Annotated in this window: 17 protein-coding genes and 1 pseudogene; 6 read left to right on the top strand and 12 right to left on the bottom strand. The window is 35.7% G+C overall.

Annotation, left to right across the window (positions count from 1 at the left end):
* Positions 1-162: 162 nt before the first annotated feature.
* Together FJQ98_RS07835 and sigY are read right to left on the bottom strand one after the other, a co-directional pair.
* Positions 163-507, bottom strand: a complete 345-nt coding sequence (locus tag FJQ98_RS07835; protein WP_053594516.1) for a YxlC family protein — start codon at positions 505-507, stop codon at positions 163-165.
* On the bottom strand, positions 494-1,024 hold the full coding sequence (sigY, locus tag FJQ98_RS07830; RefSeq protein WP_053594515.1) for an RNA polymerase sigma factor SigY: 531 nt from the start codon (positions 1,022-1,024) through the stop codon (positions 494-496). The genes FJQ98_RS07835 and sigY overlap by 14 nt, the downstream gene beginning before the upstream one ends.
* 146 nt (positions 1,025-1,170) lie before the next feature.
* Here sigY and FJQ98_RS26715 point away from each other — a divergent pair.
* A pseudogene (locus tag FJQ98_RS26715) lies at positions 1,171-1,377 on the top strand (hypothetical protein); the annotation flags it as partial.
* A gap of 209 nt (positions 1,378-1,586) precedes the next feature.
* On the opposite strand, the gene FJQ98_RS07825 reads toward FJQ98_RS26715, so the two are convergent.
* The 3 genes from FJQ98_RS07825 to FJQ98_RS07815 form a co-directional block, all read right to left on the bottom strand.
* A complete protein-coding gene (locus FJQ98_RS07825; protein WP_053594514.1) occupies positions 1,587-2,453 on the bottom strand; it encodes an NAD(P)-dependent oxidoreductase in 867 nt (288 codons plus the stop codon).
* A gap of 23 nt (positions 2,454-2,476) precedes the next feature.
* Positions 2,477-3,571 carry a DNA alkylation repair protein gene (locus FJQ98_RS07820; RefSeq protein ID WP_053594513.1) on the bottom strand — a complete coding sequence of 365 codons (1,095 nt, stop codon included), beginning with the start codon at positions 3,569-3,571 and terminating at the stop codon, positions 2,477-2,479.
* Positions 3,572-3,641: 70 nt separating this feature from the next.
* Positions 3,642-3,965, bottom strand: a complete 324-nt coding sequence (locus FJQ98_RS07815) for a hypothetical protein (RefSeq protein ID WP_053594512.1) — start codon at positions 3,963-3,965, stop codon at positions 3,642-3,644.
* Positions 3,966-4,209: 244 nt separating this feature from the next.
* Here FJQ98_RS07815 and FJQ98_RS07810 point away from each other — a divergent pair, with 244 nt between their 5' ends.
* The gene (locus FJQ98_RS07810) at positions 4,210-5,154 is read left to right on the top strand and encodes a helix-turn-helix transcriptional regulator (RefSeq protein ID WP_053594511.1); all 945 of its coding nucleotides are present in this window, start codon (positions 4,210-4,212) and stop codon (positions 5,152-5,154) included.
* Between the two features lie 119 nt (positions 5,155-5,273).
* Here FJQ98_RS07810 and FJQ98_RS07805 read toward each other — a convergent pair whose 3' ends face one another.
* From FJQ98_RS07805 to FJQ98_RS07780, 6 genes are read right to left on the bottom strand one after another with little or no spacing between them, the layout of a single operon-like run.
* Complete coding sequence (locus tag FJQ98_RS07805; RefSeq protein ID WP_241774554.1) at positions 5,274-5,648, bottom strand: GntR family transcriptional regulator; 375 nt, start codon at positions 5,646-5,648, stop codon at positions 5,274-5,276.
* A 44-nt stretch (positions 5,649-5,692) separates the two neighbouring features.
* Complete coding sequence (locus FJQ98_RS07800; protein WP_053594510.1) at positions 5,693-7,273, bottom strand: hypothetical protein; 1,581 nt, start codon at positions 7,271-7,273, stop codon at positions 5,693-5,695.
* Entirely contained in the window at positions 7,263-7,964 is a 702-nt protein-coding gene (locus FJQ98_RS07795) for an ABC transporter ATP-binding protein (protein WP_053594509.1), read from the bottom strand. Before FJQ98_RS07795 ends, FJQ98_RS07800 begins: the two co-directional genes overlap by 11 nt.
* A 19-nt stretch (positions 7,965-7,983) precedes the next feature.
* Positions 7,984-8,763: an ABC transporter permease gene (locus tag FJQ98_RS07790; protein ID WP_053594508.1), complete on the bottom strand. Its 780-nt coding sequence runs from the start codon at positions 8,761-8,763 to the stop codon at positions 7,984-7,986.
* Between the two features lie 4 nt (positions 8,764-8,767).
* Positions 8,768-9,670, bottom strand: coding sequence for an ABC transporter ATP-binding protein (locus FJQ98_RS07785; RefSeq protein WP_053594507.1), 903 nt, complete (start codon positions 9,668-9,670; stop codon positions 8,768-8,770).
* Positions 9,654-9,905: a PLD nuclease N-terminal domain-containing protein gene (locus FJQ98_RS07780; RefSeq protein ID WP_053594506.1), complete on the bottom strand. Its 252-nt coding sequence runs from the start codon at positions 9,903-9,905 to the stop codon at positions 9,654-9,656. Before FJQ98_RS07780 ends, FJQ98_RS07785 begins: the two co-directional genes overlap by 17 nt.
* 176 nt (positions 9,906-10,081) lie before the next feature.
* On the opposite strand from FJQ98_RS07780, the gene FJQ98_RS07775 reads away from it, so the two are divergent.
* The 3 genes from FJQ98_RS07775 (at position 10,082) to FJQ98_RS07765 (ending at position 12,690) form a co-directional block, all read left to right on the top strand.
* Positions 10,082-10,621, top strand: a complete 540-nt coding sequence (locus FJQ98_RS07775; protein WP_201406668.1) for a transcriptional regulator — start codon at positions 10,082-10,084, stop codon at positions 10,619-10,621.
* Positions 10,622-10,655: 34 nt separating this feature from the next.
* On the top strand, positions 10,656-11,516 hold the full coding sequence (locus FJQ98_RS07770) for a YitT family protein (RefSeq protein WP_053594504.1): 861 nt from the start codon (positions 10,656-10,658) through the stop codon (positions 11,514-11,516).
* A gap of 523 nt (positions 11,517-12,039) precedes the next feature.
* A complete protein-coding gene (locus FJQ98_RS07765; RefSeq protein ID WP_053594503.1) occupies positions 12,040-12,690 on the top strand; it encodes a DUF3267 domain-containing protein in 651 nt (216 codons plus the stop codon).
* 202 nt (positions 12,691-12,892) lie between these two features.
* Here FJQ98_RS07765 and FJQ98_RS07760 read toward each other — a convergent pair whose 3' ends face one another.
* Positions 12,893-14,086, bottom strand: coding sequence for a YbfB/YjiJ family MFS transporter (locus FJQ98_RS07760; RefSeq protein WP_053594502.1), 1,194 nt, complete (start codon positions 14,084-14,086; stop codon positions 12,893-12,895).
* A gap of 103 nt (positions 14,087-14,189) precedes the next feature.
* Between FJQ98_RS07760 and FJQ98_RS07755 the strand changes: the two genes are divergently transcribed.
* On the top strand, positions 14,190-15,068 hold the full coding sequence (locus FJQ98_RS07755; RefSeq protein ID WP_053594501.1) for a LysR family transcriptional regulator: 879 nt from the start codon (positions 14,190-14,192) through the stop codon (positions 15,066-15,068).
* Positions 15,069-15,138 lie beyond the last annotated feature (70 nt).

Raw genomic sequence — 15,138 nt, 5'->3', positions numbered from 1 at the left:
TAATAAGATACGTTGGAAATGTAATAAGGCCTAAAAAGCCCCATAGCCAAGCATTGTGTCCCCTCTTCCGTGCATCCCAAAACATCCATGAGCTCTGACAAATCAGAATGAATGCAATCACGACGCATAACCAAAGCGGTGTGCTACTTAGTTTGTTTGAGATCATTCATTACTGACCTTCTTTCTAGTTTTGTTAAGAGCTAAGGGCAATAAGATAATCCCCACAAGCTGAAAATAAAGAATAAGAATTGGCTGACGATAAACGACAGCAATCCCAACCGAAAGCACAAATACTGCAACAGACATAAACGTGAGGAGGTCTTTCCATTGTTTTTTTCGTATTCTTTTTTTCTCTAATTCAACATTTTGTTGAAACCATTGTAAGTTTGGAGTAGATACTGGATTCCATTGATCCAGTTTTTCTAAATCATCTATTAATTGCTTAACCGTTAATTCATCTTCATCATCCAACATAGAATTACTATTTTTAGAATCATACTCCTTCAAGTTCAGCCAACTCCTTTCGTACATTTTTTAGACCATTTGAAACTCGAGATTTTACTGTTCCTTCTGCAATACCCATCATTTTTCCGATTTCCTCATATGAATATCCGTAATAATGCTTTAGCACGATTGGCATACGTATTTCTTCATTAATTTGAGCAAGTACATCAAGTACATCAGTCCATTCTTCGTTCATATTGGCTACATTCCATTTCATTTTTCGGAGTGCTTGTTCCTGCTCTAGCCAGTTTTTCTCCCGCTTCTTTCTACGCTGTTGATCGATAAAAAGGTTCGTTGCGATTGTGATGAGCCATGAGGAAAACTTGGATTCACCATTATATAGTTGGATTTTTTCAATACACTTCATCATCGTCTCTTGTGTTAAATCTTCTGCGATTTGTGGATGAAGGGTAACTTTCATTAAATACTTTACGAGGAACGAATAATTCTGTTGTAGCAGTTTCGAAAGAGCCAATGTATCTCCTTTTTTCGCCTTTCGAATTAAATCCTTTTCATCCATGAAATCTACTCCATACAATAATGATTTATATGTAATACGACTAACTGGGAAAAATCGTTCATTTTCAAAATAAAGAATTACAACAAAAACGTTTAGCCACCTATTAGTATTTATTAAGTTTACTTGAAAGTTATATATTTGACGGTATTGCTATTGGTGGCTGTACTGCAACTTTAACAGCTTTAGGACAAATAACAGCAATCTTTGTTGGAGGAGGAACAATCATTCCTTGGGCATTAATCCTGGCTGCTGCCATTTGTAACGTTAGCCCCTTCGAACTTGCAAGGCGTAATTTATTGCCCGTGGCGATTGGTCTTGTGATTACAACCATAGTGGCGGTGTTTTTAATTTAACTGTTGGTTGTGATGCAACAAATAGGACCTTCGATTATGCCATAATTGTTTGTCTGCTTCATCGAACAAGTGAAATTTGGGTTTATTCCACACTCCTTAATGTTTCGGGACTTGCACCCTGTAGATTACGTCCATCCTTGGCGCACATACATAAAGACCACTCATCTCGAGTGGTCTTTATCAATTCCTATAGAATTTTACAAACTATTTTACTTTCGCATTACTTTAATAAGAGCTCCAAGTTCCTCATTTCCGTAGCCCGCATCCAAAGCCTTCTTAAAAAGCCCATGAGCAAAATTCGGAAATTCATTATTAATTCCGGCTTCGCGCGCTTGTTCCATAAAGAGTTCCACTGTCGTCATACACATATTTATAGAGCTCTGTGCATTATCGTAAGATTCTGTTTGAACAACTTCACTCTCATACTTGATCACTTCACCAACAACTTGGGAAACATTTTCAATCATGGAACCGAATGAATCTACTCGTAGCCCATCCGATTCGAGAATACGTGCAGCGTGAAAGAATCCAATATACGAACCAAATAAGTATGAAAGGAAAGCCAATTCTGTAGAAGATGCTGCGCTAACTTGCTCCCCAAGATAAGGGATGTTTCCTGCTAAAGATTTAAGAAATGGTTCACTCTGTTGAAAAGCGGTTATGGAACCGGATGTAAAAATTGTTGATTCCATTTTACCCATTTGCAGTGGTGAGGATGCTATTGCTCCATCGAGATAGTCCACATTATTATCTTTAGCCCATTTTTCATTGTCACGCGCTTGCTGAGGACTACCTGTGCTTAATTGGACAAGCACTTTCCCTTTAATGGCTGCTTTGACTTCTTCAGTATCCAAAATACTGTATGAAGCCTTATAGTCTGATACGCAAATAATCGAGACCTTGCTTGCGCTTATAGCCTTATCTATACTGGAAGCAAGCATAGCTCCATCTTCAATAAGGGGTTCCGCCCTTGCAATTGATCTATTCCATACTGTAACTTGATGGCCACTTTGAAGCAATACACGAGCCAGTGCTGCTCCCATTGATCCTAACCCTATTACTGATACATTACTCATATTATTTCCTCCATGTCATTTTATTAAGACTCTGTGATTTCGGTTACGTAAAAATTCGTTGTAGCTAGTTCTTTACCGTTAACAATGATGGATAACTGGTGTTTGCCTGGATAATGTTTGCGGACTGTTAAGTCTTTAAAATGATGACTTCGTACATATTGCCAATCTTCTTTATCGTAGTTTCGTTCCGCTATCTTGAATTGCTTTCTCGTGGTTCTACGATTGGCTTTGACGAAATCAATAGCATATTCAACTCGTAACTTCTGAGATACAGAGGTGTTGGCACGAATTGAAAAAGAAAAGTTGAGAGTTTGACCAATCTTTAACGTTTCCTTGTCCAGTGAAAAATTACTTACCGTCACATCTGGAGAATTTTCAAAGCCGAACAAGTAAAGCATATCTGGATCACTTTTTCGCAGCAAACTGCGACATCCATGTTTAATTATCCAATCAGTGTTTGGATTCTCTCCGTACCAATCACGTGCGAGCTTTTTGACTAGTTCCGGATTATCTTTCGAAATATCATTCAGATTATTAGCAACGCTTTTCTGTACATAGGCCGAAGTATCACGCTTTAGTTGTTCTAATATATGCACAATTGGCATTGGGTCAGCTTTAAATATGTTTAAAGCCGTAGCCCAAGGTAATCTAGGACGACAACCCTCGCTTGCTAAGCGTCTGATATGAGGTTCTGGATGACTGGCCCATTTTAGCATCTGATCCATCATTCTTTGGGAATCTTTTAATATAAACGGGCGAACAGCAAATTCAGAACTGGAAAAAGACGTAAACCTCTCAAGTGCCGTAATAGAAGTTGTCCAATCGTCAAGTCCATTTACTTCTACAAAATCAGGAAAGAACAAGTATTCAACTCCACAACATTGAGGAGCTATTTGGATCAAAATAGAAATTGCATCCCTATAAGAATTAGGTAAAGTCATACGTAAAGAAGTACTTATATGTCGGATTCGCTCTTTGAATTGTTTCTGTTCCCAATGTTCATCGTATATCAAGCTATGAAACATATTCGAATCAAAATCAGGATAATTGTGTTTGACAACATCCGTAAAATGGTAAAAGAATTCTTCATTATATCTTCCTGCAAATGTATCAGACATGTTCCAACTCCTTTCTTTTATTTGCTATGGACAATTCATCAATAGTAAACGTTCTTATACGCAAAATTCCCTATATATTCAAATTAGTTGGAATTAGATGTCGTTGTACAATCTCTCGTGAATCAATCATCGACACAAAAGTTTGAAAAACCGGTACTGACTTTAGTTGTTCCATCGCTCCTAATGTCATTTCCATATTATCCCAATAAATAATATCCGTCCATTGGCTTTCGTCTTGTGTATGCAGCAAAGTGCGTTCTTTAAATCCCGGTATTTGTAATTGCAGTACCTCAGTAAGTTGTGCAGCTGCTTGACAGAAAAGTTGGGTATCCGTTCCCTCCTTCAGCTCAAATAAAACAATTTCCATCACGTATTTTGGATTTTCTGATTTCATTTTTAAATCTCCTTCTATTAAAAATTGTTTTCACGTTTTTTTGATCCTTTTTATACCCCAATGTAAAGATAAAAAACGTGTGTAAAGTCAATGTTATGAAAGCACGTAAAGCCTTTTCAGAATTAAAAACTTACTATTCATATTCTCCACTTTTCATTAACATTGACTTCGAATTAAAATATACGTGATAATAGTGCCAACTATCGTCACTATTAATTAAATTTTATAAAGGAGGCACTACTCAATGCATAAAGCGCAGAGACTTATTCAACTTATAATGAAGGTCAATGAACGTAAGAAGTTTACAATACAGGAGATGGCAGATGAGTGTGGTGTTTCACGTCGAACAATGATTCGCGATTTGATGGAGTTAAGTGAACTTGGCGTACCACTATACTCAGAGACAGGACCAAACGGTGGATATCGCGTTTTACGGGAAAAGGTACTGCCACCCATTAGTTTTACGGAATATGAGGCAATCGCCTTGTTTTTTGCCTGTCAATCTCTACATAATTACAAGTCTCTCCCCTTCAAAAATGAAGTAAATACAGCATTGGATAAATTTTTCCATTATCTGTCGAGTGAACTTAAGCAAAAGATTGAACGTATGCAGCAACGACTTGTATTTTGGATACCCCCACATGAGATGGAAGTTCCTTTCTTAAAGGAACTTCTTGAGGCAGCTTTGGAGCAACGAGTAATCACAATGATGTACGAAGCTTCTTCAAGCCGAGAAAGGGTTATTCAACCAATTGGGATATATACGATGAATGGATTATGGTACTGTCAAGCCTACTGTTTCTTTGCAAAAGATCATCGAGTATTTCGGGTGGATAGAGTGAAGGGATTCTCCTTAGATGCAGACCAAAACCTGAAATTAAATATGGATGAGGAACATATAAAGACATGGATTATGAGAATAGAAGGGGATGAAATGTTAGAATTGGAGGTGGATTTAACATTGGAAGGTGTAAGAAGATGCCAATCAGACTTATGGTTAGCCCAATATATAAATCTACATGAGGACGGCTCAGGTACGATTCGTACAAAGATGAGCACATCTTTTATATCTTGGTCTGTTCATTTCTTCCTTAGCCTAGGCATGGAGGCAAACTTAAAGCGCCCACAAGTGGTGCGTGAACAAATACAAAGTAAACTAAGGGAACTAATTAAGCAGTACGAAGAATGATTAGAAAATTATGCGTAAGAAATAAAGCTAATCAATTATACCAAGGCATAATTGATTAAAATACACTCTAATTAGTAAGAGATGGCTTCTGTATATTGCAGAAGTCATCTCTTTCTCTCTTAACAATCAGTATAATACTTTCGCAAAATCTTATGAAACATCTGCTGCAGTTGTTGTTCGCTAATACCTAAAACATAAGCTTCACATATTATTTGTTCGACTTTTATAGAAATTTCTTGAAGGTCAATCCCCTTTGCTTCGGGAGTTTTCTTAACAATTGCTTTTGAGTTAGGTTTTATAGCGATTATTCCCTTCTTCTGAAGCTCCTTGTAGCTTTTATGAACGGTATGGAGATTGAGGTTTGTTTCAGCTGCTAAATCACGAATGGAGGGCAATGGGTCACCATTTTGCAAATTCCCTGTCGCTATTTCACAAAGTAGTTGCTGGGTTAACTGCTGATAAAAAGGAATATTACTCATTGGATCTATTTTCACATTCAATTGTTCACGTATCCTTTCATATGGCTCATCGCCAGAAGTTATGGTGAAGAGCATTCCAAATTCTTTCTATTAAATATTTTGTAAATTAATGTGATTGCACATAGTATTACAATAATCAAAATAATTGCTACCGAAATCGACGGAGAAACATTGAAAGATAGCAAGCTAAAGTGAAGAAGTCCGATGACAATCAATAATGGTAATCCATATAACAGGCTTATTAATACTGTAGGATTTGATTTTATTGCCTCCGATGGATTAGACCATTCAAGTAAAGGAAGCCTTCTATCATAAAGCGGGGACATTAAATTATACGTAATGACTAATAGTAATGTAATCAATAAATGTAGTCCCGTAATAATATCGCCTCTACCAAAAAGCATGTAAATGATATAGCTTATTACAACTGATATTATACCGATGCATGATGAAGTCATAATTTTTGCCATGTAAATTTTTTGTGGATCAAATGGCAATGTCATGCTAGATGCATAGTATTTTCCCTCTCTTGAATAGGGTGTCCCACTAATATTGTTCATACAACTCATCAACAAAACCATATAGGCAAATAGAAAAGATTCATTGTTTACAATCCATTCCGCCTTTATCATATTCATCTGTAAGAGAATTAAAAAAATGATTGTACAAATTGGCGTTAAGATTATCCCAAGAATAGCTTGCATTTTAAAGTACGGTTCAGATTGAATAATCCAATATTCACGCTGCAAATAATTGACCAAGCTGCTTTGAATATCTCTCCCCCAAACTTTAGTCGTTTTTTCTATTCTGCTGACAAGCATGCCATGTTCATAATACTTAGATGCAATCATTTTAATAGTTGCTTTAAACAATACATAACATAGTGCGAATAACGAGATAAAACTTATCGCCGAATTTAATGACAAAAGTGTCTCTACCAATGACTGTTGCATTGCAAAACGATAACCTATTTCTAGAAAATCAGAAATTGAAGCACTTAAGGATGATATGGTTGAAACATCTAATTTCACTAAAACAGTGCTCATTGCATGATAATTTTTTATGAGAAAGTACAGTATTGGGCTTATTCCAATACCTACTATAAGCGTCATCCTAACAAGTAGATATACGGATGTGTTACTAAACATACTGCGAAAATGATTCAAAATGGACAATACAAATAGAAGGAACAGTACAATTAAAACGTTCATGACAAGTAAAAGTAAAAGTGATTTTATAGCAACACCTAGCTTAAACTCTATCAGGAATATGAAAAATGTAGGTATTGATAAAATACTTACCGCCATTATCGGTAACGTTACCCCACTTATAATTTTCGATATGACAACCTTCTTCGCAGAAATAGGTAAATGAGCAAATATAGCAAAATCACTTTGACTAAACACTACTGAAATAGCAAAATACGAAATCAATAAATAGGTCACACCATTTGAAAGAAGAACATTGTAAAATAAATACTCCTCTGGGGTCGCTATGAAATAGATAGTGAAAGTAAGTACAAAATACTGAACCGCTAGATAAATAAATGCAATAATTAGGAGTACTTGAATTACTGGCTGCTTTGGCTTTGCATAAAAAGATGTTAAAAAGAATTTGATTAATTGTATATTATCCTTCATTTGCTTGTTTCTCCATAAAAATAGTTTCTAAGCTCCCATCGACTAGCAAGTTCTCAACACGCTCATGTAAGACAATCTTTCCATCTTTTAAAAACGAAATAGATTGACAAATTTTCTCAGCAACGTCTAATAAATGAGTGGAAAAGAGAACGGTCCCACCCTTTTCAACATACTCTTTCATACAATTTTTAAAAGCAACGACAGCAAGTGGGTCTAGGCCATTTAACGGTTCATCCATAATAAGGATAGGCGGACTAATTGTAAAAGCAGTAATCAACGCTATCTTATGAAGCATTCCATAAGAATACGTTCCCATAGGTTTATATATACTTTTTTCCATACCAAAGACGCTAATAAAGTTTTGTAGTTTTTCATTATCAGTCTTTTCATATAGCTTCAAAACAAAATGTATCCAATCATATGCAGCTATATTTGGAAATACATGAATCGTATCGGGTATAAAATAAAATTGCTTTTTATATTCGAGCGATTGCGATTTCGAAACATTATTAATCATAATTCCCCCGCAATTTTGTTCTACTAGTCCAGCAATACAATTTAATGTCGTTGTTTTACCTGCACCATTCCCCCCAACAAACGCCAGTATTTCTCCCTTTTCTATTGTTAACTCTACTCCTTTTAAAACCTCATGCTGGCCATACGATTTCTGTAAATTTTGTATCGATAACAATTTTTTCACCTAATTTCATTTAAAATTTCTTTTTCGCAATGAAACTTTGCATGGTAATGATCATCAATAAAACCAACAGCACCGTAACTACAATATTGATGCCATACCAAGTCCCAATGTCACCTGTCATCAGAATATTTGTTGCATACATACTATTACTAGCAGGATTCACAACGTCTATGAATGGATGTAGCCCAGTAATAAAGCGACATATTAATAGGACAACGATACTTATTAGTGCAATAAATGCAGGACTATTAAAAAATGTACTCATCATTGCAACAAACGTTATGATAAATAACAGCCAAACACAATAAAATGCTAAAGCCCACATAGCTTGTGTCATAGGAACAGTAGTAAATAAATACGCCGAATAGCCATAGGACACTGCATAGCCAAGAGCTATACATATAACAGCCAATATATAATGGATAATAATTTTACTATTTAAATAGGATGATATTGATACTGGTCTTGTTAGGATAAATGCCATCATGCCATTTGCTTTCTCTCCTTGAATAATACTCATAGTGGCAACGACCAAAATAATAATGCCGAGCTGATCAAACTGTGAATTTAATGTTGAGGCAAGTACCTCCTGTCCTTCAGGCTTTGCCATCGTAGGATCAATTATTATACCTTGAACACCACCAGCTGATTGTAAAATAACAGGTAAATAATACATCATAATCGGTTGTGTTAGCCCTAGTAAAATAAATACGATGGGGAGCCACAATATTTTAAACTCCCTTGCCATTTGATGTACTTCTTTTTTGCTCAATGCAATAAAAGCACTCATTCTCTTACACCACCAATTCCAAAAATATTTCTTCTAGATTGTCCTGAATACCTACTTCTAATTTAGTAAACATCACTTTTGAATCCAGTCCATGCTGTATTAGGCGATTCGCATCTGTTCCCAAATTTTCAACGTGTATTTTGAAGCCATCTCCACAGCTTTCGATTTTCTTCACATAGGGTAAATGTTCAACCATTGTTAACCAGTGAAAATCTGCTTTTTGAATCATTAAAAAGATAGCTGATTCTTGATGGCGCTTAAGCAACTCTGATTTTGTAGCATCTTCTATTTTGTGACCATTTTTAATCATCACAAAGCGCTCACAAATTTCCTCCGCATCGCTCAATATGTGCGTTGACAATAAAATGGTCGTTTCTTTTTTTATCTCTTTTAATAGATTTAACACTTCTCTTCTCCCTATTGGATCTAGAGCTGATACCGGTTCATCCATAATCATTAAAGTTGGCTTATGCAATAATGCTTGTGCGATGCCAAGACGTTGCTTCATACCACCTGAAAATGTCCCGACATGGAGATGTGCTTCTTTCCCTAAGCCTACCTTATCTAAAAGTAATGGAATTTCTTTCTGCAATTCATTTTTTGCTATGCCTGAAAGTGTTCCCATAAAGGACAATGTTTCAAATGCTGTCATCCAAGAGAAAAAATTAGGATACTGAGGTAAGTAACCAATTTGATTTTTCATAGATGAAATCTTCTGACCATCAAGAAGAATTTTCCCTTCATCTGCACACAGAATGTCGGCAATGATTTGAATTAACGTGGATTTCCCCGCCCCATTTGGTCCAATTAACCCAACACACTCATTAACATCAATGACCATAGAAAAATCATTCACGGCTGTTTTTTGTTTAAACTTTTTCGTAATATGTTTAATCTCTAAGCGCACGTTTATTTACATCCTTCCTACCAATAATGAAGTAAAGAACAGAACCAATTGAGTTACAGAACAAAATAATAATTGTCCACATCAGTATGTTTTCCCGCGTATCTCGGTGCCGATATAAATCGAATAAAGCAACAATGATTAGAACAAGTCCAACGAATATCAACGGCAAAATGATTGGCAGTATGCTTGCCCAATCTAGTTGGCTTAAATCATCAAAACCATAGTGTAATTTCATTCCTAAAACCTCCATTCATTATCATTATCAATAATGATAACAAAAGATGTAAAAAATTTCATTACCTTTTTACTGTACATCCTTTTAAAAATTCTATAGTATATTTTTTGAGAATGTTCTCATATTGATAACATTTGATTGCTTCCCTTGATTCCATCTGATAGGAGGATCGTTTTATGCGGAATAAAGCAGAAGTTTTAATGCACCCTGTGAGAATGAAAATTTTACAAGCTCTCATGCACACTAAAGAAGAAGGCATAAGTACTTTGGAGATGATTTCAATCATAAAGGATGTACCTCAAGCTACCTTGTATCGTCACATCCAAATTTTAGCAGATGAAAACATCATAAAAATTGTGAAAGAGCGAAAAATACGTTCTGTTACAGAAAAATTTTATGCAGTAAATGAAGGAGCAGCAAAACTTAGTAAGGAGGATTGGACACAACTAACAATCAAACAAAAATTAAATTACGTTTCCTACTATCAATTAGCTTTGCTATCTCAATATCAAAACTATTTAGATTCACTTGATGAAGAAGAAAGACTTGCAGATTTAGCAACTTTTTCGCTTATTGATTTTAAGTTAACGAAGGATCAATTCAAGAACTTTGAAAATGAATTAAACGATTTAATAAATAAATACTATAATATGGCCGACTCAAGCAATGAGACTGAGACAAAAACAATAGCTATAAATATTATTCCAAAACCTTAAGTATTATTTTTACGTAAAGAAATGGAGAAGATTTATGAAAAGAAGAAAGTCAGTTGAAAACACACGAAAATTTATTATGATTATTATTGGTGCTATCATCGCAGCATACGGACTAGAGGCGGTATTGATACCGAACGATGTCATTGATGGTGGCGTAACGGGGCTTAGTATTATGGGCGCACACCTCTTTGGTATTCCATTAGGCGTACTGCTCTTTGTATTAAACATTCCGTTTATTTATATTGGCTACAAACAAGTAGGTAAAACTTTTGCATTGATGAGTACTGCTGGGATTGCAGCTCTATCTATTTCCACAGTGCTTATGCATGATGTTAAAACAATTTTAGGTCCAAATGATCCGTTATTAATTGTTTTATCTGGTGGTATGCTACTAGGTGTTGGGATTGGGATTGTCTTACGTAACGGTGGCGCTTTGGATGGCTCTGAGGTTTTAGCCGTGTTACTATCACGTAAGATTCCGTTTTCAGTCGGGGATATTATATTATTTATTAATGCCTTTATTTTCTTAGGGGCAAGCTTTATTTTTGGCTTAGAGAGCGCATTATACTCAGCTTTAACATATTATATTGCGAAAAACGTGATTGATATTATTCAAGTTGGTTTAGAAAAATCAAAAGATGTCCGTGTTGTTAGTGGAAAATCAGAAGAGATTGGTGATGCTATTCAAGCTCGTTTAGGACGTGGTGTTACTTATACGCATGGGCGTGGCGGTTTTTCCAATGAACCAACTGAAATTTTAAACTGTGTTATTAACCGTATGGAAGAAAATAAGCTTGTTTCGATTATTAAAGATATCGATGAAAGTGCTTTTGTAGTCATTTCTGATGTTTCAGAGGTACGCGGTGGTAACTTCAAAAAACGTGATATCCACTAAATCAAAAGTAAATAAGTCTTTCGTATTCAAGAGTTAAAAACATTAAAATAATTTTAAGCTGAACTAATTCAAACAATTTAGTTCAGCTTTTATTTATGAACAAAAATGAAGTTGAATATTTACAAACTGAGAATAGATAAAGAATGAATTCGCTTTATGTGGTAAATTTATAATAAGGAGATTTTGCTAATATATGTCCATTTTAACTGATTTCCGCTACGGGCTACTCGACTAGGAAAGCGAGTAGCCCGTAGCGGAAATCAGAGCCTTCTAATTAATTGAGGTGGATAAAAATGGTTAATCAACACACCTGATATTTTTTTATACTTTTGATGAAAATATGCCAGGAAGACTTTATGAATATCGAATTTGGTTTAATGAAAATGAAACTGCTACAATAATCAGTAACAACGAAAACGAGGAGTACGGCACATTAGATAAAAAAATTCACTAAACGTGACTTATTCAACTAATAGAACAGGACAGTTATACAATTTTCTTGAATTAAGGATGGGGGAGTTTAATGAAATTACTAAACAAATTGCCAAAAAGTAACCCGAATTTACATTTGGACTTACTTAAAAATGGATGGACTCCAATGAAAGAACCTAAGAATTTATTAAGTGCTATTTTGATATCTGTCCCTTTAATGATTATTGCTACAATCATCTCTATTGGGGTAATAAATATCTTTTCAAGTATTTCTTTGAGCGATTTTGGACTGACACCTGATGGAATATCAATAACTATTAACTTGAATATTATTTTGGGGTTAGTCTTACTATTAATACTTCACGAATTACTTCATTTGATTTTCATTCCTAATTTCATTAAATCCGAAAAAACATATGTAGGATTTATTCTGGCCGGGGGTTTTGTGATAACGGAAGAAGAGATTTCAAAATTAAGATATATCTTCATTACAATTGCTCCTTTTATGATTATTTCAATCATTGCCCCACTAATATTAAGTGTATTTGGACTCTTAACAACGACATTAAAGTTCTTAATACTACTAAACTCGATGGCATCGTCAGTTGATTTACTTAATCTTCTTCTTATAATTAAACAGGTACCGAAAAATGCAACTTTAAAAAGTAATGGACCGAACACTTATTGGAAAAACGCACAAATGAACGAAAAGTGGAAAGATAACAACAGTCATCTTATTTAACTACAGAAGGCTTTTATTGAAGGAGAAATTTAAGTTAGCCTTGTTAATCGTACAATAACAAGGCTATTTTTGACCCTTTAATATGTGCAACATTATAAACAAGTAGTGATGAAATAAATCGTCTACAATTACTTCTTTTTAATGTTATTAAAGTGGATCATCACCATAACGTGTGATTGATTTCCGTTCCGACTGGGCGCTTTTATTCACGTATGGCATCTAGTTCTCCTACTTTCACTTTTTCATATTTTAATCCGCCAATAAGACATACTGCCCCTACTACTACAACGGCTGTTGCTCCAAATAAGGCATACTGATAGCTATTTGTATAATTGGCTATTGTTCCTGCAAGTGAAGGACCGAACATTTGGCCCAAAGCATAACCAGCAGTTAGATAACCTAATATTTGGTGACTGTTCACAGGCACTATTTGTCTTGCTAATGTTGTGGCCACTGTTGTAATGCCCATAAAGGTTGCCCCAAAAATAAAGGCACTTGTGTAGAGTGTCATCGTATTTGTCGCAAATGCTGGCAAAATAATGCCAAGCCCTTGAAATAGCATGGCAATCAATAATGTTCTCACATAGCCGTATCGCTGTGCCAGCTTAGACCAAACGATGCACGATGGAATCGCTGCAATCCCAACAACAAACCAGACAAAGGCTGCATCACCATGAAAGCTTGTTGACTCTTCTGCAATTGACACGATAAATGTTCCAGTGACAATATAGCCAAGTCCCTCTAAGCTATAAGCTAAAATTAACCACTTCATCCATGTCGAAGGTGGGACTTTTTGTGATGCTACTGTTTGCCTTGATTGCTGTTGTGTATGTTGAGTAACTGGCTTTATGAAAAATATGATGAATACAAGCAATATGACACTAAACAATGCCAAGGCGATCCATGTCCCATTCCAATCAAACATTGCATGCATGGGTGACACAATAACCGCGCTTAGAGCAATTCCTGTACCTACCCCGCTATAAAAAAGCCCTGATAAATGTGCTTTTCCATTTCTAGCCAACTGATCGAGCACAAGGCTAGCAGCAACCACAAAGATAAATGCACTCATAACCCCTGAAATAAAACGAAGTAGATACCATGCGAAAATGGCATCTGTAAAGCTCATCATAGCTGTTGTCAAAATACTAATAACGAGTGTTATTTGTAAAAAAGGAATACGTTTATCCCCTATTTGTAAACGGCCAGCTACCAATGCCCCTATAAAGTATCCTAAATAATTACTTGTTGCTAGAAAACCTGCTGTGGAACGACTAAAGGCAAAAGTATCTTGCATATACGGTAAGATAACCGTATAGGAAAAACGACCAATCCCCATGGCAATGACTAATGCAAAAATGCCTCCAACTAAATATTGAACTGTTTGCTTGTGCATATTTTCCCTCCCCTCCTTCTCACTATAACGAAAATACAGGTATCACAAATAGTATGAATTCGTTATAATAGATATCAAATAAATTGATGGCTGGAGGAAAAGTATGAATATTAATGATCTCTTAATTTTTCGGACAGTCGTGCAAACAGGTAGCTTCTCCAAGGCTGCTGCAGAACTCAATTACACACAATCCAATATCTCTATGAAAATACAAAATCTTGAGGCCATGTATCATACAACCTTTTTTTATCGAGGACATCGAGGCATCCGATTGACACCAAAGGGAGAGCAATTTTATGAAATGGTATTAAAAATGCTACATCTCTATGAAAAATCCTTTGAAGTACTTCAGGATTCAGAGGAAAATAGAGGTCTTTTACGTATCGGTTCAATGGAATCGACTGCGGCACTACACTTACCTGCCCTATTAACAACTTTCCATAAAGCCTATAAACAAGTGGATATCACTATATTGACAAGTCCATCTCAACAAAATATTGAGCGGTTAGAGAACTATGAATTAGATGGTGCATTTGTAGTAGGACCCGTTTATAAAGAAAATATCCTAGCAAAGGAATTTGTTTGTGAGGAGCTTGTTGTCATCACATCTAGCAAGCATAAACGTATTGATAGCCTACGAGATGTAGAGGACAGCACACTCATTACTTTTCATCATGGCTGCTCATATAGAGCCATTTTAGAACATTGGTTGCACGAGGACGGTGTGCGACCACAGAAGCGTATGGAATTTGGTACCCTTGATGGAATCATTGGCTGCGTTGCTGCTGGTTTAGGTGTGACATTACTGCCACGCGCAATCGCTCAAAGATATATGGATACACAGTCACTGTCTCTGCACATACTAGCGACAAAGCAGGCTCAAATCCCTACTTGGTTTATTTATCGTAATGACGAAGTACAGTCACCTGCGCTAAAATATTTTCTAGAGACGATTGATGCATACGACTATCCGTCGATTTGAAGGTTCTACCTGTCAGTTCGGGAGCTATTGTCCATCAGTTTGAATGTTCTATCCGGCGGTTCGAGAGTTC

The sequence above is a fragment of the Lysinibacillus agricola genome (assembly GCF_016638705.1).
GTDB lineage: Bacteria > Bacillota > Bacilli > Bacillales_A > Planococcaceae > Lysinibacillus > Lysinibacillus agricola.
The sequence above is the reverse complement of the archived record's forward strand: the minus strand, read 5'-3'. Positions and strand labels throughout refer to the sequence as shown.